22 protein-coding genes are annotated in these 26,872 nt (G+C 65.5%); 8 read left to right on the top strand and 14 right to left on the bottom strand.

Annotated elements, in window-relative coordinates:
• Positions 1-41 precede the first annotated feature (41 nt).
• The 7 genes from U8L64_RS19430 to U8L64_RS19400 all read right to left on the bottom strand — a co-directional run bounded on the left by U8L64_RS19430 (position 42) and on the right by U8L64_RS19400 (position 9,860).
• Positions 42-1,034: a TRAP transporter substrate-binding protein gene (locus tag U8L64_RS19430; protein ID WP_043295551.1), complete on the bottom strand. Its 993-nt coding sequence runs from the start codon at positions 1,032-1,034 to the stop codon at positions 42-44.
• Positions 1,035-1,361: 327 nt separating this feature from the next.
• A complete protein-coding gene (locus U8L64_RS19425; protein ID WP_054093031.1) occupies positions 1,362-1,718 on the bottom strand; it encodes an MmcQ/YjbR family DNA-binding protein in 357 nt (118 codons plus the stop codon).
• Positions 1,718-2,506 (bottom strand): aminoglycoside adenylyltransferase family protein, encoded by a 789-nt coding sequence (locus U8L64_RS19420; protein ID WP_333398676.1) that lies wholly within the window; start codon positions 2,504-2,506, stop codon positions 1,718-1,720. Before U8L64_RS19420 ends, U8L64_RS19425 begins: the two co-directional genes overlap by 1 nt.
• A gap of 254 nt (positions 2,507-2,760) precedes the next feature.
• Positions 2,761-4,149, bottom strand: a complete 1,389-nt coding sequence (locus U8L64_RS19415; protein ID WP_054093028.1) for an efflux transporter outer membrane subunit — start codon at positions 4,147-4,149, stop codon at positions 2,761-2,763.
• Entirely contained in the window at positions 4,146-7,316 is a 3,171-nt protein-coding gene (locus U8L64_RS19410; protein ID WP_333398674.1) for an efflux RND transporter permease subunit, read from the bottom strand. Before U8L64_RS19410 ends, U8L64_RS19415 begins: the two co-directional genes overlap by 4 nt.
• A 95-nt stretch (positions 7,317-7,411) precedes the next feature.
• Entirely contained in the window at positions 7,412-8,641 is a 1,230-nt protein-coding gene (mexE, locus tag U8L64_RS19405) for a multidrug efflux RND transporter periplasmic adaptor subunit MexE (protein ID WP_043295546.1), read from the bottom strand.
• Between the two features lie 301 nt (positions 8,642-8,942).
• Positions 8,943-9,860, bottom strand: coding sequence for a LysR substrate-binding domain-containing protein (locus tag U8L64_RS19400; protein ID WP_054093025.1), 918 nt, complete (start codon positions 9,858-9,860; stop codon positions 8,943-8,945).
• Positions 9,861-10,107: 247 nt separating this feature from the next.
• Between U8L64_RS19400 and U8L64_RS19395 the strand changes: the two genes are divergently transcribed.
• The 4 genes from U8L64_RS19395 to ligD all read left to right on the top strand — a co-directional run bounded on the left by U8L64_RS19395 (position 10,108) and on the right by ligD (position 13,979).
• Entirely contained in the window at positions 10,108-11,121 is a 1,014-nt protein-coding gene (locus U8L64_RS19395) for a zinc-dependent alcohol dehydrogenase family protein (RefSeq protein WP_003291254.1), read from the top strand.
• 87 nt (positions 11,122-11,208) lie between these two features.
• A complete protein-coding gene (locus tag U8L64_RS19390) occupies positions 11,209-12,063 on the top strand; it encodes an SDR family oxidoreductase (RefSeq protein WP_333398670.1) in 855 nt (284 codons plus the stop codon).
• 24 nt (positions 12,064-12,087) lie between these two features.
• The gene (gene ku, locus U8L64_RS19385) at positions 12,088-13,053 is read left to right on the top strand and encodes a non-homologous end joining protein Ku (RefSeq protein WP_333398668.1); all 966 of its coding nucleotides are present in this window, start codon (positions 12,088-12,090) and stop codon (positions 13,051-13,053) included.
• Complete coding sequence (gene ligD, locus U8L64_RS19380) at positions 13,050-13,979, top strand: non-homologous end-joining DNA ligase (RefSeq protein WP_333398666.1); 930 nt, start codon at positions 13,050-13,052, stop codon at positions 13,977-13,979. The genes ku and ligD overlap by 4 nt, the downstream gene beginning before the upstream one ends.
• Before the next feature lie 45 nt (positions 13,980-14,024).
• On the opposite strand, the gene U8L64_RS19375 is transcribed toward ligD, so the two are convergent.
• Positions 14,025-14,189: a hypothetical protein gene (locus U8L64_RS19375; RefSeq protein WP_003291248.1), complete on the bottom strand. Its 165-nt coding sequence runs from the start codon at positions 14,187-14,189 to the stop codon at positions 14,025-14,027.
• A 283-nt stretch (positions 14,190-14,472) separates the two neighbouring features.
• Here U8L64_RS19375 and U8L64_RS19370 point away from each other — a divergent pair, with 283 nt between their 5' ends.
• The 3 genes from U8L64_RS19370 (at position 14,473) to glgB (ending at position 22,129) form a co-directional block, all read left to right on the top strand.
• The gene (locus U8L64_RS19370) at positions 14,473-16,476 is read left to right on the top strand and encodes an alpha-1,4-glucan--maltose-1-phosphate maltosyltransferase (RefSeq protein ID WP_156714597.1); all 2,004 of its coding nucleotides are present in this window, start codon (positions 14,473-14,475) and stop codon (positions 16,474-16,476) included.
• A gap of 125 nt (positions 16,477-16,601) precedes the next feature.
• Complete coding sequence (gene treS / locus U8L64_RS19365) at positions 16,602-19,922, top strand: maltose alpha-D-glucosyltransferase (protein WP_333398662.1); 3,321 nt, start codon at positions 16,602-16,604, stop codon at positions 19,920-19,922.
• Entirely contained in the window at positions 19,919-22,129 is a 2,211-nt protein-coding gene (gene glgB / locus U8L64_RS19360; RefSeq protein ID WP_333398660.1) for a 1,4-alpha-glucan branching protein GlgB, read from the top strand. Before treS ends, glgB begins: the two co-directional genes overlap by 4 nt.
• A gap of 6 nt (positions 22,130-22,135) precedes the next feature.
• Here the strand turns inward: glgB and U8L64_RS19355 are convergent, their stop codons facing one another.
• The 6 genes from U8L64_RS19355 to pqqA form a co-directional block, all read right to left on the bottom strand.
• The gene (locus U8L64_RS19355) at positions 22,136-22,984 is read right to left on the bottom strand and encodes a phosphoserine aminotransferase (protein WP_333398658.1); all 849 of its coding nucleotides are present in this window, start codon (positions 22,982-22,984) and stop codon (positions 22,136-22,138) included.
• On the bottom strand, positions 22,977-24,077 hold the full coding sequence (gene serC, locus U8L64_RS19350; RefSeq protein WP_054093019.1) for a 3-phosphoserine/phosphohydroxythreonine transaminase: 1,101 nt from the start codon (positions 24,075-24,077) through the stop codon (positions 22,977-22,979). The genes U8L64_RS19355 and serC overlap by 8 nt, the downstream gene beginning before the upstream one ends.
• Positions 24,058-24,561, bottom strand: coding sequence for a urate hydroxylase PuuD (locus U8L64_RS19345; RefSeq protein ID WP_054093018.1), 504 nt, complete (start codon positions 24,559-24,561; stop codon positions 24,058-24,060). The genes serC and U8L64_RS19345 overlap by 20 nt, the downstream gene beginning before the upstream one ends.
• A gap of 85 nt (positions 24,562-24,646) precedes the next feature.
• A complete protein-coding gene (pqqE, locus tag U8L64_RS19340) occupies positions 24,647-25,792 on the bottom strand; it encodes a pyrroloquinoline quinone biosynthesis protein PqqE (protein ID WP_054093017.1) in 1,146 nt (381 codons plus the stop codon).
• Positions 25,761-26,054, bottom strand: a complete 294-nt coding sequence (pqqD, locus tag U8L64_RS19335) for a pyrroloquinoline quinone biosynthesis peptide chaperone PqqD (protein WP_008567781.1) — start codon at positions 26,052-26,054, stop codon at positions 25,761-25,763. The genes pqqE and pqqD overlap by 32 nt, the downstream gene beginning before the upstream one ends.
• A gap of 49 nt (positions 26,055-26,103) precedes the next feature.
• Complete coding sequence (pqqA, locus tag U8L64_RS19330) at positions 26,104-26,343, bottom strand: pyrroloquinoline quinone precursor peptide PqqA (RefSeq protein ID WP_202966885.1); 240 nt, start codon at positions 26,341-26,343, stop codon at positions 26,104-26,106.
• Between the two features lie 253 nt (positions 26,344-26,596).
• On the opposite strand from pqqA, the gene U8L64_RS19325 reads away from it, so the two are divergent.
• The coding region (locus tag U8L64_RS19325) for an aldehyde dehydrogenase family protein (protein WP_333393644.1) at positions 26,597-26,872 on the top strand (276 nt) is incomplete at its 3' end.

The following is a 26,872-nucleotide window of genomic DNA, read 5'->3' as shown; positions in this document are numbered from 1 at the left end:
AAAAAAACCAGGCCGAAGCCTGGTTTTTTTGCGCGGTGATTTCAGTTGTGCTGCTTGCGGTTCACCGTCTGCGCCGCCTTGATGATGTCGGCGCCGATGTCCGATTCGAACTGCTGCCACACCGGGCGCATGCGCTCGCGCCAGGCCAGCCGCTGTTCTGGTGTGAGGCTGATGATCTCCGTGGTGCCGGCCTGACGGATGCGCTCGCGGTCGGCCTGGTTCAGTTCTTCGGCTTCGCGATTCACCGCGTAGCTCACTTCATCGAGAATCGCTTCCAGCTCGAAGCGGACCTTGTGCGGCATGCCCATCCAGAAGCGCGTGTTGCTGACCACCATGTAGTCCAGTACGCCGTGGTTGGTTTCGCTGATGTAAGGCTGCACGGTGTGCATCTTCTTGCTGTAGATGTTTGACCACGGATTCTCGGCGCCTTGTACCGTGCCCGCCTGCAGCGCGCCGAACACGTCGGCGAAGGCGAGTTTCTTAGTCGTCGCACCAACGGCGCCGAACTGCGCCTCGAGCACTGCCGAGGGCTGGATGCGGAACGCGAGATTGGCCGCATCGCCGGGCATGCGCAGAGGCTGGGTGGCCGAGAGCTGCTTCATGCCGTTGTGCCAGTAGGCGAGGCCGATGATGTTCTTGTCTTCCATCGAGCGCAGCAGCTGCTTGCCCTTGGCACGCTTCTGGAAGCGGTTGACAGCCTCGATGTCGTCGAACAGGAACGGCAGGTCGAATACCTGCAGCTGCTTGGTGTACTGCTCGAACTTGGCCAGCGAGGGGGCGAGCAATTGCACTTCGTTGTCGCGCAGGGCCTGGATCTCGGTCGCATCGCCGACCAGCGTCGAGTTCGGGTAGACCTCGACCTTCACCTGCCCGGGCAGGCGTTCCTCGGCCAGGCGCTTGAACAGCAGTGCACCCTTGCCCTTGGGAGTGTCTTCGGCCACGACGTGGGCGAACTTGATGACGATAGGATCGGCCTGAGCGAATGCGCTGGCGGCGGCCAGCACAAGCCCGGCAAGGGTAATGATCGGCTTCATGAAAGACTCTTTATTCTGGTTGGTTGGCAGTGCATCCATGCGGACCGACCGCGGGGACGCTTCTCGGCTTTCAGCCGCTCCTTATGCCAAAGATGAGTGACGACTTAAAGCGCTTTGCCGCGCCAAGCCGACGGGAGCGGCCCTACGTCACATTTTGCCGGTGGCCCAGCGACCGTGGTCTAGGAGCCACGGGTACACCGGTTGGCCCGTCGGTCTGAAGCGCCGAGGGCAGAGGAGGCCGGCGCAGCCGCTGCAGTGACAGGAGGATTCGATATCGCCTGCGTGCATGTCCGTCGGTTCGTTGCGACTGATCCATCCAGCGCTGACTCAATCCAGATCCAGTAACAGCCCGGGTCGCAGGCGCTTTGGCAGCTTGCGTACCACCAGCTGGTGCGCGCGGGTCAGCAGGTCGCGCAGCTCGTCGTCACCCATGGGGATCTGCTGACTGCTCATGCTGATCCAGTGCGCCCGTGCCAGGTAAGGAGCAGGGTGGATGCCGGGACGGTCCACGAAACCCAGGAAGAGGTCGCTGTGGACCTTGAATGCCAGGTTCTCGCCAAGGAAATCGAGAACGGCGAACATCTTGTTGCCCGCCACGGAAAACACCCGATTGCTGCCCCACTTGAGATCTTCACGGGTGCCGGGCAGAGCCAGGCAGAAGGCGGCGATCTGGTCAGTGGTCATCATCGCTCTGCTCCTGTTGGTTGCGACGGCTGCAACTGCGTTTGCGCATGCCGGATGAACGCCTCCACCGCCTGTGGGCTCAGGGCAGGCTTTTCGATCGCATCGCCCCGATAGGCCTGGCTGGCTTTCTCCAGCACGGCACGGTGCTTATCCGGCAGACGCTCGAGCAGCCAGATCGCTGCGACGTCCTTCGGAGCGATGGCATCCGTGGTCAGGGTGAGCCAGATGCGCGCCACGGCCAACACCACGTTGCACTCGTCTCCCTGCCAGTCGGCGGGCTCGCGCCATTGCGCCAGCGTGTCGCGCAAGGCTTGGCGCATGTCTCGCTCGGGTACTGGTTCGAACAACTCGACCGCGTCGGGGCCGATCAGACAGACGCCGTTCTTGCGCGCCTGGTGCAGAAGAATGGCCAGATCGTGGTCCTCCTGGGGCGGCTCGATGCGGCCGGCTTCGATATCGGCGCGCAGCCATTCGCCGAATTGCAGTTCGCGCATTGCCGGATAACGCCAAGGCCGTACCGAGTGGTGTACCACCCAGGTGACTTCCAGCGGGCGCATTCGCTCGTTGGCCGGCCAGGCGGAAATCATCAGCAGCTCGCGCATCAGCATGTGGCGCGTGTCCTTCGGCAGGGGGGCGGCGACGGTAACGAGCAGGTCGAGATCGCTGCCGGGTTTCAGGCCACCGACAACGGCCGAGCCGAACAGATGCACGGCCAGCAGGTTCCCGCCCAGGTGACGCTGCAGCAGCGCCAGTGCCTGCTGGAGCTGGCTGTACACGGATGGGTTCATGAGCGCTTCTAAGGGCATCTGGGTCAGTCCGGATTGTTGTCCGCCTCCGACGATACAAACGGGACGAAACTGGCGCCAGCCGGTGCATTCATCGGCAGCGTAAGCTGCTGAGGCGTCCAGGCACGGCGTGCTTCGCTCAAGAGCGAGGCGGACGAAAGAGAGGTGCTGCCGAGCGGCAAAAAAATGCCCCGCGGCGCTCCAGCACCCGGGGCAAAAGTGATCGACCAGGAGGCGATCCAACGAGAGAGCCGGTATCAGGCGCTCGGCCTCCAGCCGCCACCGAGCGCCTTGTAGAGCGCGACGATGCCGCGATAGACCTCGATCTCCGCCTGTGCCTGGGCGTCCTCGGCGGCGAGGCGTTCGCGTTCGGCGTCGAGCAGAACGAGGAAATCCACCGTGCCTTCGCGATAACGGATCGCCGCCTGCTGCGCCGCGGCGCGGCTGGCCGTGGATTGGCGCAGCAACGACAGCTGGCGCTCCTGCGCCCGGGCGTAATCGCTGAAGGCGTTTTCCGATTCTTCCAGCGCCAGCAGTACCTGTTGCTCATAGTTCGCCAGCGCGCCGTCGGCATCCGCCTCGGCACCGCGTAAGCGGGCGCGCACGCTGCCGAGATCGAACGCCGCCCAACTGATGCTCGGCGCCACGCCCCAGGCCCGCGCCGCGCTGGAACCGATCTGCGAGCCGCGCCCGGCGATGAAGCCGAGAAAGCCCGACATACTCACCCGTGGAAACAGATCGGCCGTCGCCACGCCAACATCAGCCGTGGCGGCCGCCAGCTGGCGCTCGGCTGCACGGATATCCGGGCGTCGGCGCAACAACTCGCCGGGATCGCCGATCGGTAGGGCTTTGGCAATCGCCGGCAGCTCGCGCGGTGCGAGGTCGACGCTGAGCCGATCGGCGCGTTGGCCGAGCAGCGTGGCGATGCGGTTGCGGGCGCGCGTCTGCTGCGCCTGTAGCTGCGGCAGGCTCGCCTCGGTGGCCGCCAGTCGTGCGTCGGCGCGCAGCACATCGAGTTCGCTGCCCATGCCGGCGTCGCGCAGCTGTTCGGTCAGCTCGTGGGAGTTGCGCTGGTTGGCCAGGTTGTCGCGGGCGATGCGTTCGCGCAGCTGGGCGCCACGCAGTTGCCCGTAAGCATCGACCAGCTCGGCGATCAGGCTGACCTGCAACTGATACAACTCGGCCTCAGCGACGTCGGCTTGTGCCTCGCTGGCTTCCAGGCTGCGCTGGATGCGGCCGAACAGGTCCAGCTCCCAGATCATGTCCAGGCCCAGATCGTAACGCTCGCTGTTCACCCGCCGCTCGGTGACGCCCGGTTGCTGCGCCTTGCCGATATCGGCGCGGGCGCCCGCCGTGACGGTCGGCAGGCGGTCGTTGCCGATGTCATCGCGGATCGCCCGCGCCGCCTGCAGGCGAGCGTAGGCGATGCGCAGTTCGCGGTTTTCCGCCAGGGATTTGCTGACCAGCGCATCCAGCGTCGGATCGTCGAACTGTCGCCACCAGGCCGCTTCGAACCGCGAGCGGTCGTAGCTTCCAGCGGCGGCACGCTCGATATGTGCCGGTTCCGGCTGCGGCGCGCGGTAATCGGGGCCGACCGCGCAGGCGCTCAGCGCCATAGTGAGCAGGGAAAGGGCGAAGAACTTCATGCGCGGGCCTCCTTGTAAACCGCTTTGCGCGCTTCACGCTTCTCGACGAAGGCGCGAATCACCAGATAGAACACCGGGGTCAGCAGCAGACCGAAGAAGGTTACCCCGAGCATGCCGCTGAACACCGCGACCCCCATGGCATGACGCATCTCGGCGCCGGCCCCGCTGGAGAGCACCAGCGGCACCACGCCCATGATGAAGGCGAAGCTGGTCATCAGGATCGGCCGCAGACGCAGGCGGCAGGCTTCCAGAGTGGCGGCGAGGCGGTCCATGCCTTCCTCCTGTTTATCCTTGGCGAACTCGACGATGAGGATGGCGTTCTTGCACGCCAGGCCCACCAGTACGATCAGGCCGATCTGGGTGAAGACGTTGTTGTCGCTGCCAGCCAGGATCACCCCGGTGATGGCCGAGAGCAGCGTCATCGGCACGATCAGGATCACCGCCAGCGGCAGGCTCCAGCTCTCGTACTGCGCGGCCAGCACCAGGAAGGCCAGCAGCACGCAGAGCGGGAAGACGAACACCGCGGTGTTGCCGGCGAGAATCTGCTGATAGGTCAGCTCGGTCCATTCGTAGCTCATGCCATTCGGCAATTCAGCCTTGAGCAGGCGCTCCATGGCCGCCTCGGCTTGCCCTGAGCTGTAGCCCGGTGCGGCCGCGCCGTTGATCTCGGCGGTGAGGAAGCCGTTGTAGTGCATCACTCGGTCCGGGCCGGCGCTGTCGGTGACGCTGACGAAGGTCGACAGTGGGACCATCTCGTCGCGGTTGTTGCGCACTTTCAGCTGGCCGATCTGCTCGGGCGCCAGGCGGAACTTCTGGTCGGCCTGGACGTTGACCTGATAGGTGCGGCCGAAGCGATTGAAGTCGTTGGCGTACAGCGAGCCCAGGTAGACCTGCATGGTGTCGAAGATGTCGTCGATGGCCACGCCGTGGGTCTTGGCCTTCTCGCGGTCGATATCGGCATCCACCTGCGGCACGTTGACCTGATAGCTGGTGAACAGGCCGGCCAATTCCGGGTAGTCGGCACTCTTGGCGATGACGTTCTGCACCTGGGTGTACAGCTCCTCGTAGCCCAGGTTGCCACGGTCCTGCACCTGCACGCGGAACCCGCCGATGGTGCCCAGGCCCTGCACGGGCGGCGGCGGAAAGATGGCAATGAAGGCGTCTTGGATCTGCGCGAACTGGCCGTTGAGGTCCGCCGCGATGGCACCGGCGGAGAGCGACGGATCGGTGCGCTGGTCGAAGGGTTTCAACGGGGTGAAGACGATGCCGCTGTTGGTGCTGTTGGTGAAGCCGTTGATCGACAGCCCCGGGAAGGCCACGGTGTTCTCCACGCCGGGGTGCTTGCCGGCGATTTCCGACATGCGCTTGATCACGTCCTCGGTGCGGTCCAGGGTGGCGGCGTCCGGCAACTGGGCGAAGGCGACCAGGTACTGCTTATCCTGCGGCGGCACGAAGCCGGTCGGCGTGCTGGCGAAGCCCATGTAGCCGAGGCCGACCAGGCCGACGTAGACCACCAGCGCGACCGCGCTGCCGCGCAGAATGCGCCGCACCACGCCAACGTAGCCATGGCTGGCGCGGTCGAACACACGGTTGAACGGGCGGAACAGCCAGCCGCCGAGCAGCCGGTCGAGCAGCCGCGAAAAGCCATCCTTCGGTGCGTCATGGGCCTTGAGCAGGGTAGCGGCCAGCGCCGGCGACAGCGTCAGCGAGTTGATTGCCGAGATCACCGTGGAAATGGCGATGGTCAGCGCGAACTGCTGGTAGAACTGCCCGGTGAGGCCGGAAATGAAGGCGGTCGGGATGAACACCGCGCAGAGCACCAGGGCGGTGGCGATGATCGGCCCGGTCACTTCCTTCATGGCCTGACGGGTTGCTTCCACCGGCGACTTGCCCAGACCGATGTTGCGCTCGACGTTCTCCACCACGACGATGGCGTCATCCACCACGATGCCGATGGCCAGCACCAGGCCGAACAGCGACAGCGCGTTGAGCGAGAAACCGAGCAGGTGCATGACCGCGAAGGTGCCGATCAGCGATACCGGCACGGCGGCCAGCGGAATGATCGAGGCGCGCCAGGTCTGCAGGAACAGGATCACCACCAGCACCACCAGCACGATGGCCTCGAGCAGGGTATGCACCACCGCCTCGATGGAGCCGCGCACGAAGATGGTCGGGTCGTAGACGATCTCGTAATCAACGCCCTGGGGGAATTCCTGCTTCAGCTCGGCCATGCGCTCGCGTACCAGGTCCGATATGGCGATGGCGTTGGAGCCCGGCCGCTGGAAGATCGGGATGGCCACCGCCGGCTGGTTGTTCAGCAACGAGCGCAGGGCGTACTGGCTGGAACCCAGTTCGATGCGGGCGATGTCCTTCAGGCGGGTGATCTCGCCGTCCTCGCCGGCACGCACGATGATGTTCTCGAACTCCTCCTCGTCCACCAGGCGACCCTGGGTGTTGATGGACAGCTGGAAGTCGGTGGCGCCCGGCGCCGGTGGCGCACCCAGCGCGCCGGCGGCAACCTGACGGTTCTGCTCGCGGATGGCGTTGACCACGTCGGTGGCCGTGAGGTTGCGCTGGGCGACCTTGTTCGGGTCGAGCCAGACGCGCAGGGAATAGTTGCCCAGACCGAACAGCTGCACGTCGCCCACACCGTCCAGTCGCGCCAGTTCGTCCTTGACGTTGAGTGCGGCGTAGTTGGACAGGTAGAGCATGTCGTAGCGGTTATCCGGCGAGGTCAGGTGCACCACCATGGTCAGGTCGGGGGAGGCCTTGTCCACGGTCACGCCCAGGCGCTGCACCTCAGTGGGCAAGGTCGGCATGGTGCGCGTCACGCGGTTCTGCACCTGCACCTGGGCGTTGTCCAGGTCGGTGCCGAGGGCGAAGGTGATGGTCAGCGTCAGCTTGCCGTCGGCGGTCGCCTGAGACGACATGTAGAGCATGCCCTCGACGCCGGTGATGGCCTGTTCCAGCGGCGAGGCAACGGTCTCGCCGATCACCTTGGGGTTGGCGCCGGGGAAGTTGGCGCGCACCACCACGGTGGGCGGGACGACCTCGGGGTATTCACTGATCGGCAGCTGGAACAGCGAGATGGCGCCGGCGATGAGGATCACCAGCGACAGCACGGCGGCGAAGATTGGCCGCTTGATGAAGAATTGCGAGAAATTCATGACGCACTCCGGGGTAGGGCGCGGCGAGCGCGCCCAGGCGGATCGATCGGATGGGCGCGTAACGCGCCGGATTCAGGTCAGTGGTTGGCTGGTGATCAGCTGCTCGGACGACGCGCCAGGCTGCGTTCGACCACTTGCGGCTTCATCGCCTCGCTGATCGCGCGGCTCTGTTGCTTCAGCGCGGCGAGGGTCTCGGCATCCGCCATCGGCACCGTCTCCGGCTTCACGGCGCTGCCCGGGCGCACCCGCTGCAGGCCGTTGACGACAATGGTTTCGTCCTTCGCCAGGCCGGCGCGCACGATGCGCAGACCTTCGAGCTTCGGTCCCAGCTCGACGGGGCGGTAATCGACCGTGCCGTCCTGCTTGAGCACCAGCACGAACTTTTTGCCTAGGTCGGTCCCGACTGCCACGTCCTTGATCAGTACGGCGTCGTAGGTGGCGCTGCCGACCAGCTTGAGGCGGGCATAGAGACCGGGGGTGAAGCGGCCGTCGCGGTTGTCGAACACCGCGCGGCCGCGGATGGTGCCGGTACGCGGGTCGACCTGGTTGTCGATGAAGTCCATGCGGCCCAGGTGCGGATGGCCATCCTCGTCGGACAGGCCGAGATAAACCGGCGTTGCCTCGCCGCGCTCGCCCTCGCGGGCCAGCTCGCGGTACTTCAGATAGGTGCGCTCGTCCGCCTCGAAGTAGGCATACACCTTGTCGGTCGAGACCAACGTGGTCAGCAACGCCTCGCCGGCGTTGACCAGATTGCCGGAGGTGATCAGCGCGCGGCCGACGCGGCCGTCGATGGGGGCGGTGACCCGGGTAAAGGACAGGTCCAGCTGGGCCTTGTCCAGCTGCGCCTGGATCGCTGCGACCGCCGACTTCGCTTCGCTGGCGGCGCTGACACGGGCGTCGGCGAGTTCCGCGGAAATCGCATTCTTCTGCCGCAGACGCTGGCCGCGTTCGGCTTCGGTGGCAGTGCGTTGCTGCGTGGCGCGGGCCTGCTGTAGCTGCGCCTGCAGGCGCTTGACCTCAGCCTGGAACGGCCGCGGGTCGATCTGGAACAGCAGGTCGCCTTTCTTCACCAGCGCGCCTTCCTCGAAGGCCACCTTGTCGATGAAGCCGGAAACGCGCGGGCGGATGTCCACCGATTCCGGCGCTTCCAGGCGGCCGGTGACTTCGTCCCATTCGGTCACCGGTTGTTCGATGACTTCGGCCACGCTAACGGCGGGCGGCGGCATGCCCGACTGGGTGGCCTCCGGGGTCTTGCCGCAGGCGGCGCTGACCAGCACCACCAGAGCCAGAAGGGGAAAACGCAAGGCGTAGAGCGAACGGTCCATGCTTGACTCCGCAAGTCGGGTTTTATCGATGGCGGGAGTCTGCGCGGTCAGCGCTGTTGGCAGAAATCGAACGAGCCGAAGGTGAATATCATTGGCGGTGATGGTTGCGCATCGATGATCAGCAGCACGCAATAACGGTAGGGGGAAAACGACCGCCAGGTCTTTTCCACCGATTCGCGGCGTCGCTTGGCTGCGTCGGCTGCGGCCGGTGCTGCGTTAGCAATCGGCAGTGACGTCGAGAAAGGCGTGGCGGCGTGCAGGGACGGGGATACGCGTGGAAAAGGCTGGGCCGTTTTCCACCCTACAGGCTGTCCGGGTCACCGATGAACATCTGGATGCGCGAACGCAGCCAGCGCTCGGCGGGGTCGTTGTCCTGAGCGCCGCGCCAGGCCATCGAGAGTTCGAAATCCTGGCTGGTCTCGAACGGCAGCACCTCGGCGCGCAGGCCTCCGTGGGCCACCAGCGCGGCGGCAGCGTAGTCGGGCACGGTGGCGATGATGTCGGTGCCGGCGAGCAGCGCGGACAGCCCGTTGAACTGCGGCACTGCCAGCACGACCCGGCGCTTGCAGCCGTGCCGGGCCAGCTCCTCGTCGATATAACCGGTCAAGTCGCCGGCGAAGGAGACCATCGCATGCGGGCGTGCGCAGTAGTCGTCGAAGCTGAGCGGGCCGGGAATGCTGTCGGCACGCAGCAGCATCGGCCGCGGCCGGCGCAAGACCTTGCGCTTGGCGTTGGCCGGCAGCTCCTCGGTGTAGCAGACGCCCACGGAGATCTCGCCGGAGGCCAGCAGCCCGGGCATCAGCAGGTAGTTGGCGCGGCGCACCACCAGCACCACGCCGGGCGCCTCGGCGCGCAGGCGGCGCAACAGCGGCGGCAGCAGGGCGAACTCCACTTCATCGGTCAGGCCGATGCGAAACACTTGGCTGCTGGTGGCCGGGTCGAAGGACGAGGCACGGCTGACCGCTGTGGAGATCGAGTCCAGCGCCGGCGACAGCAGCCGGGCGATCTCCTGGGCGCGGGCGGTGGGTTCCATGCTGCGCCCGGTGCGCACGAACAGCGGATCGTCGAACAGCGTGCGCAGGCGCGCCAGCGCGGCACTGATGGCCGGCTGGCCGAGAAAGAGCTTTTCCGCCGCGCGCGTGACGCTGCGCTCGTGCATCAGCGTTTCGAAGACGATCAGCAGATTCAGATCCACGCGGCGCAGGTCGTTGCGGTTCATGCTTGTTCTTCTGGTGAAGTCCGGCGGAAGCGGGCCGGGCTGCATTCTAGACAGATCGGCGATGCATCGGCATAGCGCTTTCGCGCTTTGTAACTGCCGTACCGACGAGCCGCGTGCGTCGATACATGCACGCCCGCATCATTTACACGCATGGCGATTATCGACCGGAATGCAGGGGCGCCGTCTGGAGTTGTCCCGGTAGGGACGATAGAGTCCATCCTGCACAAGCAGTAAGCGAGGGGTCGCGATGTCCCGCATCATCCGTTTCCACCAGTTCGGCACGGCGGACGTTCTACGTCTGGAAGAACGCGACACGCCCGTGCCGGGGCCGGGCGAAGTGTTGCTCGATGTCCGCGCCATCGGCGTGAGCTGGAACGATGTGCTCTGGCGTCAGGACCTGGCGCCGCGTCACGCACGCCTGCCGGCCGGGCTGGGCAGCGAGGTGGCCGGCGAGGTGATTGCGGTCGGCGCCGATGTGCAGGGCTTCGCCGTCGGCGACCGGGTGGCGGGTTTTCCCGCGCACGATCTCAACCAGTATCCGTTGTATGCCGAGCAGGTGCTGCTGCCGCAGCAGTCGCTGGTGCACTACCCGGACATGCTCGACGCCAGCGAGGCGGCGATTCATTACGTGCCGATGTTGATCAGCTATTTCGCGCTGATCGATCTGGCGCAGCTGGAGCCCGGTCAGTACGTACTGATCACCCAGGCCAACCACTGCACCGGGCCTGCTGCCGTGCAGCTGGGCAAGGCGCTGGGCGCGCGGGTGATCGCCACCTGCGACACCGCCGAGGACCGCGCCTACCTGCGCGAGCTGGGCGCCGAGACGGTCATCGTCACCGAAGAGGAAGACCTCGTCGGGCGTCTGCAGAAGATCACCGACGGCCGCGGCGTCGAGGTGGTGCTCGACGCTTGCGGCGGCTCGCAGATGAAACTGCTCGGCGATGTGATCGCCCCGCTGGGCAAACTGATTCTCTACGGCATGAACGGCGGTAACGAGACGGCGTTCCCTGCCTGCGCGGCATTCAAGAAGAACTTCAAGTTCTTCCTGCACTGCCTGTGCGATTTCACCGGCCAGCCGGAGCTGGGCATCGAGCAGAAGCGCGAAGCCGTCGAGCGCGCGCTGCAGCACATCAACCAGCTGACCGCCGACGGGCTGATCACGCCGCAGCTCGACCGGCAGTTCCGCTTCGAGCAGGTCGTCGAGGCCCACCGCTACGTGGAAAGCGGCGTGCCGCGCGGCCGCGTCGTGCTGACGCTGTAACAGGCCCTCTCATCGCGGCGTAGAAACTTTTCCGCTGCCCGCCAAGTCCTCCGAAGACAGGTTACTTACCTTGACGGAGGATTTTTCATGGCCGACAACCAGACTCTGCCGCCGCAGCAGCAACCCGAACCCGGCAAGGAGGGGCTGATGCATCCGCGCCCGCAATACCGCGGCGAGGACTACCGGGCCGCTGGCAAGCTCGCCGGCAAGGTGGTGATCATCACCGGCGGTGACAGTGGTATCGGTCGCTCGGTGGCGGTGCTGTTCGCCCGCGAAGGGGCAGACGTGGCGATTCTCTACCTCGATCAGCACCAGGACGCCGAAGAAACCCGCAAGGTGGTCGAACAGCACGGCCGCCGCTGCCTGACCTTCGCCGGCGACGTTGCCGAGAAGGATGTCTGTCGTCGGGTGGTCGACGAAACGCTGGCGCAGCTGGGCCGGCTCGACATCCTGGTCAACAACGCCGCCGAGCAGCACCCACAGGAACGCTTCGAGGACGTCAGCCAGCAGCAGTGGGAAAAGACCTTCCGCACCAACGTGTTCGGCATGTTCCAGATGACCCAGGCCGCACTGCCACACCTGCGCGAAGGTGCCTCGATCATCAACACCACCTCGGTGACGGCCTACAAGGGCAACCCGATGCTGATCGACTATTCCTCTACCAAGGGTGCCATCGTCGGTTTCACCCGGGCGCTGGCCATGCACCTGGCCGAGCGCGGTATCCGCGTCAACGGTGTGGCACCGGGGCCGATCTGGACGCCGTTGATTCCGTCGACGTTCGATGCGGACAAGGTTGCCGAATTCGGCAGCAACGTGCCGATGAAGCGCCCCGGCCAGCCGGAGGAAGTCGCGCCGGCCTATGTTTACTTGGCCAGCAGCGACTCGTCCTACGTCAGCGGGCAGGTGCTGCACGTCAACGGCGGCACGGTGGTCAACGGCTGACCGTTCAAACTCGGGAGAAACGCCATGCCTCGCACGATCTGGAAAGGTGCCGTCAGTTTCGGTCTGGTGCACATCCCGGTGGCACTGGTGCCGGCCACCACGCGCACCGGCATCGATTTCGACTGGCTGGACAAGCGCAGCATGGACCGCGTCGGCTACAAGCGCATCAACAAGACCACCGGCGAGGACATCGACAGCGAGAACATCGTCAAGGGTATCGAGTACGAGAAGGGCCACTACATCGTGCTCAGCGATGACGAGATCAAGGCCGCGCACCCCAAGGCAACGCAGACGGTGGACATCATTGCCTTCGTCGATGCCAAGGACATTTCCTTTCTCTACATCGACACGCCGTATTACCTGACGCCCGACCGGCGCGGCGAGAAGGTCTACGCGCTGCTGCGCGAGACGCTGATCCAGACCGGCAAGGTCGGCATTGCCAACGTGGTGCTGCGCAACAAGCAGCACCTGGCGGTGGTGATGCCGCTGGGCAAGGCGCTGGTGATGAATACGCTGCGTTGGGCCGACGAGGTGCGTGGCGTGGAATATCTGGAACTGAAGGACGAAGCGCTCGATCCCGAGTTGGCCGAGCGCGAACTGGAGATGGCCAAACGGCTGGTCGAGGACATGAGCGAGCAGTGGAAGCCCGAACAGTACAAGGACACCTTCCAGAACCAGATCATGGATCTGGTGGAGAAGAAGGCCCGCGAAGGCAAGCTCGAAGCCGTCGGCGGGCCGGAGGAGGCCGTGGACCGGCGTGGGGCGGACGTCATCGACCTCACCGAACTGCTCAAGCGCAGCCTGGCTGCCAAACCGGGCAAGGCACGCGCAGCAGCGGATGACGCCGAGGACGGTGCTGGCGAAGGTGAGAAGCCGTCCGCCAAGGCCAAGCCGTCGAGCAAGGCCAAGCCGAAGAGCACCACCTCCCGCGCGAGCAAATCCGCTGCAAGCGAGCCGCGCAAGACCACACCCCGCAAGAAGGCCGGATGACGGCCGGCATGCGCGCGCCGCGCAAGAGTACGGGCCGCCCGCAGGTCGGCGGCGTGGGCATCAGCAGTGCGCAGCGGGTCATCGATGCCGCCAGTGGCGTGAGCAAGCGCGAGCTGGCCGAGTATTACCTCGGCGTTGCCGAATGGCTGCTGCCGCAGCTCAGGGGGCGGCCGCTGTCGTTGGTGCGTGCGCCGGAGGGCCTTGCCGGAGAAACCTTCTTCCAGCGCCACTGCGGGCGGCTGAAGATGCCGCACATGCGCCTGCTCGACCGCGCGCTCGATCCTGAGCATGCGCGGCTGATGCAGGCCGACAGCATCACGGCGGTGATCGAAGCGGTGCAGATGGGCAGCATCGAATTCCACACCTGGAACGCCCGCAGCGACCGCATCGAACGACCCGATCGGGTGATTTTCGATCTCGACCCCGATCCGGCGTTGCCTTGGTCGGGCATGGTCGAAGCAACCGAACTGACGCTGCAGCTGCTCGACACGCTCGGCCTGCGGGCGTTCATCAAGACCAGCGGCGGGCGCGGCATGCACGTGGTGGTGCCGATCGACCGCCGGCATGACTGGGAGCGGGTGCGACAGTTCGCCCGCGCGGTCAGTGAGCGTCTGGCGCACGAGGCGCCGACGCTGATCGTCGACAAGATGGGACCACAGAACCGCGTCGGCCGAATCTTCGTCGATTACCTGCGTAACCAGAAGGGCGCCAGCACCGTGGCCGCCTATTCAGCGCGGGCGCGGCCGGGGCTCGCGGTTTCGGTACCGTTGCAGCGCGCCGAGCTGGCGCTTATCGATGGCGCGAATCAGTGGCACATCCGCAACCTCGGCGAGCGCCTGGCAACACTCGCCGACGATCCCTGGGCGGATTACCGCTCGACCCGCCAGAACCTCGCGGCGGCGCTTGGGCAGCTGCCGGGCGTCTAGCAGGCGGCTGCCGCACCCCGGTCGCGACGGCCGCGAGCACGAGACCTAACTGGGCTGCTGGTCGTCCGGGTCGGCGACGGTCTGGCCGCCATAGGGCGAGCCCGGCTTGTTCTCGTCCAGCTCGTCGGGGCAGGGCACCTGCGGGACATCGCCGGGCTTGTCGTGGACCACCGGATCGGGTTGCGGAATATCGGGGCGTGCGTGGGTCATGGAAGTCCTCCTGGCGGATGGCTGCTGAACGAGCATAGCCATAGCGATGGAGGTGGCGGGCATCCGGTGGTTCCAGCCGGTCATCGCCAGGCAGGGGATGCGCGACGGGCGGGCGCTGCCGTTGGTAGCGCAGGGCCGCGGGGCCTGAACTTTTCCGCCCGGCCTCGGCTCGGAAGAAGGGAGTCCGCGTCATGCGGACGGTCCTTTGCGGCCACCCGTGCAGCCGACTGCCTTGCGCCTGTCGGCTGTCGCGTGCCGCAACGCAACGCACAGGAGCCCGCCGATGACCGATGCACACGCCCTTCACCCGCGCCTCGAAGAAGCCCTGCAGATGGGGCGTATCGCCATCGAATCCACCGAGCCGGTGGTGGAGAACGGCCGGTTCGCGGCCAAGGCGATCATCGGCCAGCCGGTGACGGTGACCAGCCGCATCTTCGCCGATGGTCACGACCAGCTGGCCGCCTCGGTGTGCTGGCGGGCACGCGGCGAGGAGAGCTGGCGGCGGGCGCGCCTGAAGCTGCTGGGTAACGATCATTGGTCCGGTCAGTTCACGGCGACTCAGGTGGCGGCGCACGAATTTCGCATCGAAGCCTGGTGGGATGTGTTCGAGAGCTATCGCTACGAACTGTCGAAGAAACACGCGGCCGGCGTGCCGATCGGCGTGGAGCTGGAAGAAGGGCGGTTGCACCTGCAGCGTGCGGCCGAGCGTGCCCAGGGCGAAACCCGCGCGATGCTCGACGACCTGCTGCATCGTCTGCAGATGGCTCATCTGGAGGACGAGCGGGTTTCGCTGTTGCTCGCGCAGGAGACGGCTGCGGTCATGGCCGATGCCGACCCGCGCGAGCATTGCAGCCACAGTCCGATCTTTGCGCTGGAGGTGGAGCGTACGCGCGCGCAGTTCGCCAGCTGGTACGAGCTGTTCCCGCGTTCGGAAACCGACGACCCCAACCGCCACGGCACCCTGCGCGATGTGATCAAGCGCCTGCCGGCGATCCGCGACATGGGGTTCGACGTGCTGTATTTCCCGCCGATCCACCCCATCGGCCGCTCCTTCCGCAAAGGACCGAACAACAGCCTGGAGGCCGGCCCGAACGATCCCGGCAGCCCCTACGCCATCGGCAGCGAGGATGGGGGCCACGATGCCATCCACCCGCAGCTCGGCACCCACGAGGACTTCCGCGCGCTGGTCGCCGCGGCGGCCGAGCACGGCCTGGAGATCGCGCTGGATTTCGCCATCCAGTGCTCACAGGATCACCCCTGGCTCAAGGAGCATCCCGGCTGGTTCTCCTGGCGCCCGGACGGCACGATCAAGTACGCCGAGAATCCGCCCAAGAAGTACCAGGATATCGTCAACGTCGACTTCTACGCCGAAGACGCCATGCCCGACCTGTGGCTCGCCCTGCGCGACGTGGTCTGGCACTGGGTGGAGCAGGGCGTGAAGATTTTCCGCGTCGACAACCCGCACACCAAGCCGTTGCCGTTCTGGGAATGGTTGATCGCCGATATCCGCGAGCGTGACGCGGACGTGATGTTCCTCTCCGAGGCCTTCACCCGGCCGGCGATGATGGCGCGCCTGGGTAAGGTCGGCTTCACCCAGAGCTACACCTACTTCACCTGGCGCAACAGCAAGGCGGAGCTTTCTGAGTACTTCAGCGAGCTCAACGAGGCGCCGCTGCGCGACTGCTATCGGCCGAACTTCTTCGTCAACACGCCGGACATCAATCCGTTCTTCCTGCAGGACTCCGGCCGCGCCGGATTCCTCATCCGCGCCGCGCTGGCGACCATGGGCTCAGGGCTGTGGGGCATGTATTCCGGCTTCGAGCTGTGCGAGGCGGCGGCGATTCCCGGCAAGGAAGAATACCTGGACTCGGAGAAGTACCAGATCCGCCCGCGCGACTACCACGCGCCCGGCAACATCGTCGCCGAGATCGCCCAGCTCAACCGTATCCGCCGGCAGAACCCGGCACTGCAGACGCACCTGGGCTTCCAGCCCTACCTGGCGTGGAACGACAACATCTTCTACTTCGGCAAACGCACCGAGGACCGCAGCAATTTCATCCTGATCGCCATCAGCCTCGACCCGCATCACCCGCAGGAGGCGCATTTCGAGCTGCCGCTATGGGAGCTGGGCCTGCGCGACGATGCCCATACCCAAGGTGAGGACCTGATGAACGGCCACCGCTGGACCTGGTACGGCAAGACCCAGTGGATGCGTATCGATCCGGCACATCTGCCGTTCGGGATCTGGCGGTTGACCGCCGCGCCCGTCGATCCGGACCTCAAGTGACGACTCAAGAGAGCTCATCAAGTGCTTTAGAAACAGACACATATCGATCAAATTGAATGTCGCTTCGAGCGACCGACGCCGCGCGGCACACTGCCCGGGGCACAGCGGTACGAGGACCGAAAGACATGGCCAAAGCCCGCAAACCCGCCGCCTTCATCAAGGACCCGCTCTGGTACAAGGACGCGGTGGTGTATCAGGTGCACCTGAAGTCGTTCTTCGATTCCAACAACGATGGCGTCGGCGACTTCGCCGGCCTGATCGAGAAGCTCGACTACATCGCCGACCTCGGTGTGAACACCATCTGGCTGCTGCCGTTCTATCCTTCGCCGCGGCGCGACGACGGCTACGACATCGCCGAGTACCGTGGTGTGCACCCGGACTATGGCGACATGGCCGACGCTCGCCGCTTCATCGCCGAGGCCCACAAGCGCGGGCTGCGGGTGATCACCGAGCTGGTCATCAACCACACCTCGGACCAGCACCCGTGGTTCCAGCGGGCGCGCAAGGCGAAGAAGGGCTCGGCGGCGCGCAATTTCTACGTGTGGTCCGACACCGACGACAAATACCAGGGCACGCGGATCATCTTCCTCGATACCGAGAAGTCCAACTGGACCTGGGACCCGGTCGCCCAGCAGTACTACTGGCACCGCTTCTATTCGCACCAGCCGGACCTGAACTTCGACAACCCGCAGGTGATGAAGGCGGTCATCGGCGTGATGCGCTACTGGCTGGACATGGGCATCGACGGCCTGCGGCTGGATGCCATTCCCTATCTGGTCGAGCGCGACGGCACCAACAACGAGAACCTGCCGGAGACCCATGCGGTACTCAAGGCGATTCGCGCGGAGATCGACGCCAACTACCCCGACCGCATGCTGCTGGCCGAAGCCAACCAGTGGCCGGAAGACACCCAGTTGTACTTCGGCGGCGAGAACGGTGGTCCCGGCGACGAGTGCCACATGGCCTTTCACTTCCCACTGATGCCACGCATGTACATGGCCATCGCCCAGGAGGATCGCTTCCCGATCACCGACATCCTGCGCCAGACGCCGGATATTCCGGACAACTGCCAGTGGGCGATCTTCCTGCGCAACCACGACGAGCTGACGCTGGAGATGGTGACCGACCGCGAGCGCGACTACCTGTGGAACTACTACGCCTCGGACACTCGCGCACGTATCAACCTGGGCATCCGTCGCCGGCTGGCGCCGTTGCTGGAGCGCGACCGGCGGCGCATCGAGCTGCTCAACAGCCTGTTGCTGTCGATGCCGGGTACGCCGGTGATCTATTACGGCGACGAGATCGGCATGGGCGACAACATCTTCCTCGGCGACCGCGACGGCGTCCGCACGCCGATGCAGTGGTCCGTGGACCGCAACGGCGGCTTCTCCCGCGCCGATCAGCCCAGGCTGGTACTGCCGCCGATCATGGACCCGCTCTACGGCTACTACACCATCAACGTCGAGGCGCAGCAGCGCGATCCGCACTCGCTGCTCAACTGGACTCGGCGCATGCTCGCCATCCGCAAGCAGTTCAAGGCCTTCGGCCGCGGCACGCTGAAGATGCTGGCGCCGAGCAACCGGCGCATCCTCGCCTATCTACGCGAGTTCCCCGGGCCGGACGGGCAGACCGAGCAGATATTCTGCGTTGCCAATCTGTCGCGCTCGGCGCAGGCGGCGGAACTGGAGATGTCGCAGTACGCCGGCATGGTGCCGGTGGAGATGCTTGGCGGCAGCGCCTTCCCGCCCATCGGCCAGTTGCCGTACCTGCTGACGCTGCCGCCCTACGGCTTCTACTGGTTCCAGCTGGCGGCCACGCATCAGATGCCGAGTTGGCACCAGGCGCCGGTGGACGTCATGCCCGACTTCCAGACCCTGGTGTTCCAGCGCCTGGACACGCTCAGCGGCAGTAACAGACGCATCCTCGAGAACGAATCGCTGCGAACTTACCTGCCCAAACGGCGCTGGTTCGCCAGCAAGGATGCGGCCATAGACTCGATCCAGATCTGCTACGCGGTGCCGTTCGGCGACGCGCAGCATCCGCTGCTGCTGAGCGAAATCGCCGTGCAGAGCGCCGGCCGCAGCGAGCGCTACCAGCTGCCGCTGGGCTATCTCGCCGAAGCGGATTTCGGTACCGCGCTACCGCAGCAACTGGCGATTGCGCGTGCGCGGCGCGGACCGCAGGTCGGCCTGCTGACCGACGCCTTTACCCTCGAACCCTTCGTGCACGGTGTCATCCAGAGCCTGCGCGAAGGCCGTGTGCTGGCCTGCGGCGACGGGGAAATTCGCTTCGAGGCCATGCCGCAATTGGCGCACGTCAGCGTCCCGGTCGATGCCGAGGTGCGCTACCTGTCCAGCGAGCAGTCCAACAGTTCGGCGATCATCGGCAACGCCATGATGCTCAAGCTGTTGCGCCGGGTTTCCCCGGGCATCCACCCGGAGCTAGAGATGGGGCGCTTCCTCACCGCACAGGGTTTCACCCACATCTCGGCGATGCTCGGACAGGTCAACCGCGTCGATGCACGTGGCGAGCTGCATGCGCTAATCGTCGTGCAGCGTTATCTGGACAACCAGGGCGATGCTTGGGAGTGGACGATCAACACCCTCGACCGTGCGGTGCGCGATCAGCTGGGCGGCGGTGTTTCCGAGCACGAGAACCAGTACAGCGCGCTCGGCGAGCTGGAGGCCTTCAACCGCCTGCTTGGCCGGCGCCTGGGCGAAATGCACCGAGTGCTCGCCAGTGACACCGACAACCCCGATTTCGCCCGCGAAAGCACCGTCGAACGCCACGTGCAGGAAACGACCGAGGCCGTGACCGCGCAGCTGGAGCGCGCGCTGAGTCTGCTAGGCGAGCATCGCGCTACCCTGGAGCGCAAGGATGCCGCGCTGGTCGAGCAGCTGCTGACGCAGCGCGAGCAGCTGATCGCACAAGTGCAATCTCTGGCTGCTAGAACGCTGGGTGGCCTGCGCACCCGCGTACACGGCGACCTGCATCTGGGACAGATTCTGGTGGCACATGGCGATGCCTATTTCATCGACTTCGAGGGCGAACCGGCGCGGCCGCTGGAGCAGCGACGCGCCAAGCTCAGCCCATTCAAGGATGTCGCCGGCGTGCTGCGTTCGTTTGACTACGCCGCCGCGATGACCATTCGCAACGCTCAGGTCAGCGACAGCTCCGCCGAGGCCGACCTGGCCCGCCGCACGATTGCCGAAAACTACCGGCAGAGCGCGCACCGAGTGTTTCTTGACGCCTATCAACAGGCAACCGCCGACCTGCCGCACGCCTGGCGCGAGGCTGATGGCGCCGCCGCCCTGGCATTGTTCAGCCTGGACAAGACGGCCTATGAAGTGGCCTACGAAGCAGAGAATCGCCCGGCCTGGCTGCCCGTCCCGTTGCAGGGGCTGGCCGCGCTGGCCCAACAGCTTTCCAGTGGAGGTTCCCAATGAGTAATCGTCCGGCCGTGGTCATGCCCGGAGAAAACCTGCTGCCCAGCGATGCCGACGTGGATGCGCTGGTGCGTGCCGAACACGGCGATCCGTTCGCCATTCTCGGGCCGCACGCCGACGGCGACGGTCTGGTCATTCGTGCCTATCTGCCGAATGCGCTGGGCGTCGAGGTGCTGGATCGCTCCGGTGCCAACGCGCTGGGCAGCATGGAGCAGGGGCAGGTCCCGGGCTTCTTCGTCACCCGCCTGCTGCATCCGCAGCCATACCTGCTGCGCATCCGCTGGGCTGGCGGCGAGCAGATCACCGAAGACCCGTACAGCTTCGGTCCGCAGCTGGGCGAGATCGACATGCATCTGTTCTCCGAAGGCAACCACCGCGAGATCGGCCGGGTGTTCGGTTCCCAGGTGGTGGAGGTCGATGGCGTAGCTGGCGTGCGCTTTGCGGTATGGGCGCCGAATGCGCGACGCGTCTCGGTGGTGGGCGATTTCAACGGCTGGGACGGGCGCCGTCATCCGATGCGGCTGCGCTTCCCTTCGGGGGTGTGGGAGCTGTTCATCCCGCGGCTGCAGCCGGGCGATGCCTACAAGTACGAGATTCTCGGTCCGCAGGGCGTGCTGCCGCTCAAGGCCGACCCGGTGGCGCTGGCCACCGAGCACCCGCCGGGTACCGCTTCGGTGGTCGCGCGGCCACTGGAGTACCAATGGCGCGACGCCGACTGGCTGCAACGGCGAAAGGCGCTGCAGGCCTACGATGCGCCGATGAGCATTTACGAGCTGCATGCCGGCTCGTGGCAGCGCGCGGACGACGACCGCCTGTATGACTGGCACGAGCTGGCCGAGCGACTGATTCCCTACGTGGTCGAGATGGGCTTCACCCATATCGAACTGATGCCGATCATGGAACACCCATTCGGCGGTTCCTGGGGTTACCAGCCGCTGTCGCAATTCGCCCCCAGCGCGCGCTACGGCACGGCGCACGATTTCGCCACCTTCGTCGATGCCTGCCACCAGGCGGGGATTGGTGTGATCCTCGACTGGGTGCCGGCGCATTTCCCGACCGATGCCCACGGTCTGGGCGACTTCGACGGCACCTCGCTGTATGAGTACGACCATCCGTTCGAGGGCTTCCACCAGGACTGGGACACCTACATCTACAACCTCGGCCGCACCGAGGTGCATGGCTTCATGCTGGCCTCGGCGCTGCACTGGCTGCGCGAATTCCACGTCGATGCACTGCGCGTGGATGCGGTCGCCTCGATGCTGTACCGCGACTACTCACGCAAGGACGGCGAGTGGATTCCCAACCGCCACGGCGGCCGAGAGAACCTGGAGGCGATCGATTTCCTTCGTCACCTGAACGACGTGGTCGCCAGCGAAACGCCCGGTGCACTGGTGATCGCCGAGGAGTCCACCGCCTTCCCGGGCGTCAGCAAGCCGACCAGCGAAGGCGGGCTCGGCTTCTCCTACAAATGGAACATGGGTTGGATGCACGACACGCTCAAATACATCCAGGAAGACCCGGTTCATCGCCGGTACCACCACGACAAGATGACCTTCGGCATGATCTATGCCTACTCCGAGCACTTCGTACTGCCGATCTCCCATGACGAGGTGGTGCACGGCAAGGGCTCGCTGATCGACAAGATGCCGGGGGATCGCTGGCAGAAGTTTGCCAACCTGCGTGCGTACCTGAGCTTCATGTGGACGCATCCGGGCAAGAAGCTGCTGTTCATGGGCAGCGAATTCGGCCAGTGGCGCGAATGGAATCACGACCGCGAGCTGGACTGGTTCCTGCTCGAGGAGCCAGACCACCGGGGCGCGCAGCATCTGGTGCGCGATCTGAACCGGCTGTATCGCACGGAACCGGCGCTGCATCAGCTCGACAGCGACCCGCGCGGGTTCCAGTGGCTAATCGGCGATGACCGCGGTAACAGCGTGCTCGCCTGGTTGCGCCGCGATGCCGAGGGCCGTCCGCTGCTGGTGATCGGCAACTTCACCCCGGTGGTGCGCGAGGGCTATCGCGTAGGTGTGCCGCAGGAGGGGCGCTGGCAGGAAATCTTCAATAGCGATGCGGCCTGCTACGGTGGCTCCAACGTCGGCAACGGTGGCGGCATTCTTGCCGAAGGCACGCCGGCGCACGGCGAACAGTACTCGCTGCAGCTGACGCTGCCACCGCTCGGCGTGGTCATCCTGCGCCCGCTGGGCTGAGAAGAATCAGCCCAGCAGGCGCTGGGCAATGAACGGCCCCTCGCGCAGCAACGCGCTGTGCACCTGCACCAGTCGTGCGCCGGCCGCCAGCCGGGCCTGCAGGTGCGCGGCGGTCTGTATCCCGCCGACGGACATCAGTGCGAGCGCACCGCCGCAGAGCTGGTGCAACTGCTCGATCTGCCGGCAGGCCAGCAATTGCTGGGCATCGTCCTGCCAGCTGCGATAACGCTCGGCCGTGGCTGGTGGGCCGGGGTCGTGGGCGGCAAGCAGACCGTCGAAGCCGAGTTCCAGCAACACTTCGGCCAGCGCCATCGGTACCTGGCCGGGCAGGCTGCGTAGCTTCACCGCCAGCGGCACGCGACGGCTGCCACAGCTGTTCAATGCATGCGCGCGAGTGCGCAGCGCGCGTAACAGCTTGATCAGCTGCGCACGGCGCTCGTCGGCCAGCAGCGGCGCGCTGAGCGGGCTGATCAGGTTCAGCATCAGGTAATCGGTCTGCGCCCAGGCAAGCGTCAGATCGTCGCACAGCTCGGCTGACGAGCGGGTCGGGTCGAGACTCAGATTGAGGCCCACCAGGGCGCGTCCGTTAACGTTGGGTGGGCGCATCCCGAACAGCTCGGCCGAGGTGCAGCTGCCGACTTCGGTGAAGCCAAAGCCCAGACGGCCGGCGCGCCGACCGAGCCGGCCGCAGCGGTCGAATCCGGCGGCGATGCCCACGGGTGACGGGAAGCGCAAGCCCATGGCATCCACCGCTTGCGCTCGGCTGCGTGTCGCCGGCAGATAGCTGGCGGCGCAGGCCAGTTGCAGTGCCAGCCGTTGGCCCAGCCGGCGCAGGGTCATGTTGTGCTCAGCCATGTTCACGCTCGAAGCGCTGCAGGAACGCGACCAGCCGCTCCACGCCCGCCAGCGGCATCGCGTTGTACAGGCTGGCACGCAGACTGCCGACGGCCGCGTGGCCGGCCAGATGATGCAGCCCGGCCTGCTCGGCCTCGGCGAGCAGCAGCGGCAGCAACGCCGGCTCACGCAGCTCGAAACAGACGTTCACGGTCGAGCGATCCTCATTGCGCGGGCGGCAGTGGTACAGCTCACTGCGGTCGAGGCAGGCGTACAGTCGCTGGCTCTTTTCCCGGCAGTTCGCTGCCATTGTGGAGAGACCGCCGTTCGCGGCGATCCAGCGCAGCATCAGCGCGGCGACGTAGAGGGCGAAGGTCGGCGGTGTGTTGAAGCGGCTCTGCTGCTCCGCCTGCACCGCATAGCTGAATGCCGCAGGCAGCCCGGCCGATGGCGGACGCAGCAGGTCGTCGCGGACGATGATCAGGCACAGCCCGGCGACACCGATGTTCTTCTGCGCGCTGGCGTAGATCAGCCCGAAGCGCTCGATGGGAACGGGGCGGGTAAGGAAATCCGAGGTCATGTCCGCCACCAGCGGTACCGACAGTTGCGGGAAGTCGTGCAGCTGCAGGCCGTTGCCGGTTTCGTTGCTGGTGAGGTGGCAGTAGCCGGCGTTGGGGTCGAGCTGCCAGGTCTCGACAGCGGGCAGGGCGGTGAAGCTGTCCGCCGCACCGCTCGCCACCACGTTCACCGGCCCATGCCGGCGTGCCTCGGTGATGGCCTTGCGTGCCCAGTGGCCGCTTTCCAGGTAGTCGGCGTGCTGTCCGGGTTGCAGCAGGTTGAGCGGCAGCAGGCCGAACTGCGCCGAGGCGCCGCCCTGCATGAACAGCACACGATAGTTGGCGGGAATCGCCAGCAACGCGCGCAGGTCCTGCTCGGTGTCACTCATCAATTGCTTGTAGGCGGTGCTGGTGAACGGTTGTTCCAGCAGGGAGAAGCCGCTACCTTGCCAGTCCGGCAGCTCCTCGTGGATCTGGCTCAGCACCTCGCGCGGCAGTTGCGCCGGACCGGCGGCGAAGCTGTAGCGCTCGGCCTGTTCAGAAAAGATGCAGGCCATGACCGCCGGCTGCCATCAGAAATAGCAGGGGAAACGAGAGGATGGTGTTGCTGCGCGAGGACAGGAAGGTAATCCGTGAGCAGCGCACGCGCTCCTCCAGCGTCGCCGGGACGAAGCCGAGCAGTTTCTTCTGATGCGGCCAGAGCACCAGCCAGAGATTCAGCACCATCGCCGTGCCGATCCACGCACCGAGGCCGATGGCTGCCAGCGGTCCTTGCAGTAGCAGCGCGTCGACCAGCCAGCCGCGCTGCCAGAGCATGAACATCCCCGATGCCCAGACGACCAGCGAGGCATAGCGGAAGATGCCGTGCTCGCGCTTCATCCGCGCCTCCAGATCGCGGTTCAGCGTGGCGGTGTCGATGCCGTTCTGTAGCGGCACGAAGCGAGGGTTCTGGATGAAGTTGGCGTAGTTGTGACCGACCCACACCAGCGCGAACAGGAGGTGTGCATAACGGGCCAGCACATCGAAGACGGACAGTTGCATCGCCGCCTCCTAGATCAGCACGCGCAGCAGCAGATAGCAGCCGAGCGTCAGCGCGAGGCCCGCGCTGACGGTGCCGCCGAACGAGTCATGGGGCAATTTCAAGTTCCACCCCCTGGCTGGCCTGCCGGGCGATCAGCGTGCCTTGCGAGCGTGTGGCGTCCTGCGCCAGCGCGACGGCCTGCTGGATCAGTTGATGATGCGGCGACTTGCTGCATGCCGGATCGGTGTTGGCACCGTTGCCGGTGAGCAGCAAGGCCTGGCAACGACAGCCGCCGAAGTCCTTTTCCTTCTCGTCGCAGCTGCGGCACGGCTCGGGCATCCAGGCGTCGCCGCGGTAAAGGTTGAACACCGGCGAGTCGTGCCAGATCTCTTCCAGGCGCTGCTGGCGCACGTTGGGGAAGGTCAGGTTCTTGAAGTTGGTGGCCTGCGAGCAGGGCAGCACATCGCCGTTCGGCGCCACGGTGACGTGGATCGCGCCCCAGCCGTTCATGCAGGCCTTGGGCCGGCCTTCGTAGTAGTCGGGGATGACGAAGAAGATCGTCAGTCGATCGCCGTAACGCTCGCGCGCATGCTGCACCTGATCCTCGGCGCGTTGCAGCTCGGCGTGGGTTGGCATCAGTGCGTCGCGGTTGAGCAGCGCCCAGTTGTAGTACTGCACGTTGGCCAGCTCGAGATACTCGACGCCCAGCTCGACGGCAAAATCGATGATGTCCGGTATCTGGCTGATGTTCTGCCGGGTGATCGGCACGTTCAGCACCATCGGGAAGTCCAGCGACTTGATCAGCCGTGCCATGCCGAGCTTGCGCTCCCAGGCATCGACGCCGGCCAGCTCGCGCGCCACGTTACGGTCGGTGGACTGGAAGCCCAACTGGATATGGCGCAGGCCGGCATCTTTCAGGGCGCGCAGGCGCGCTTCGGTCAGACCGATGCCGGAGGTGATCAGGTTGGTGTAGTAGCCCATGCGGTCGGCTTCGGCGACCAGTGTTTCGAGGTCCTTGCGCAAGGTCGGTTCGCCGCCGGAGAAGCCGATCTGCATGGCACCCATTGCGCGGGCCTGGGCCATCACGTCGATCCATTCGGCGGTGCTCAGCTCATGCGGGCGGTAGTCGGCGAAGTTGCGCGGGTTGCTGCAGAACACGCACTGCAGCGGGCATTGATAGGTCAGCTCCAGCAGCAGCCAGACCGGATTGCCGCTGCCATCAAGCCTTAGCTCGGATCCAGCCTTTGCCATGGGACACCTCCAGGAAATTCAGTACGCCCTTGCCGATCGCGTCGATATCGGATGCGTGGTAATCGCGGCCCAGCTGTTCGATCAGCTCGGCGACGCTGGTCTTGCCGTCGCAGCGCTTGAGGATGTCGCCGCCGGTGGCGTTCAGCTTGACGATGCCTTCGGGGTAGAGCAGCACGTGGGCCTGCTGTGACTCCTCCCAGCGGAACAGGAACGGTGGGCGAATCTCGTAGCGGGTCGTCGGCAGTATGTTTGTTGTTGTCATGACCATTTCCTCGCAAACCGGGGCGATTGCGATCGCCCCGGCCACAGGCTCAGCGCACGTAGACGTACGCGGTAACTTCGAAGCCCAGACGCAGATCGCAGAAATCGGGATTGATCCACTGCATGGCAAATCTCCTCAGGTTGTTATGGGGAACAGGATGTCGCAGCTCGAAATTAGGGTGCTTTGCGGGGGTGACTAATAGGACTTTCGGGTTGGTTTTGCGGGCATTTGGTCGAGCTTTCCTTGCGTTTGGAAAATATTTTCGGTGCGGCGCGGCATCCTTGTTCATGGTCAATTTCGCGGTCGGGAGGAGGGCTAAAATGCCCGATTTTTTCGTGCGGTTAGGCGGCTAGTGGCTGCGCCCAAATTAGCGCGACGCCCCGTAAACCGCGTGCTGCAGCATCGTTGGCATCTACTACCAAATGAGGAGGGCTCCGCTGCCATGGGTGCATACCGGGGGCGGGAGGGCACTGCCTAAGATCGGTCCCATGCCCTGAGCCATGTCTGGCGCAGGCTCCACAAGCAGAAGAGAGAGGCCCAACATGATCTACGCCCAACCCGGTACTCCAGGCGCCGTCATTTCCTTCAAGCCGCGCTACGGCAACTACATCGGTGGCGAATTCGTGCCGCCGGTGAAGGGGGAGTATTTCGTCAACACCTCGCCGGTGAACGGTGAAGTGATCGCCGAGTTCCCGCGTTCGGGCGCCGAAGACGTGGAGCGTGCGCTGGACGCTGCCCATGCCGCCGCCGATGCCTGGGGCAAGACCTCGGTGCAGGACCGTGCGCTGATCCTGCTGAAGATCGCCGATCGCATCGAA

It is taken from the genome of Pseudomonas sp. FIP_A4, from assembly GCF_036701605.1.
In the GTDB taxonomy this organism is placed as follows: Bacteria; Pseudomonadota; Gammaproteobacteria; order Pseudomonadales; family Pseudomonadaceae; genus Stutzerimonas; species Stutzerimonas phenolilytica.
This window is presented reverse-complemented; position numbering and strand designations above follow the sequence as displayed.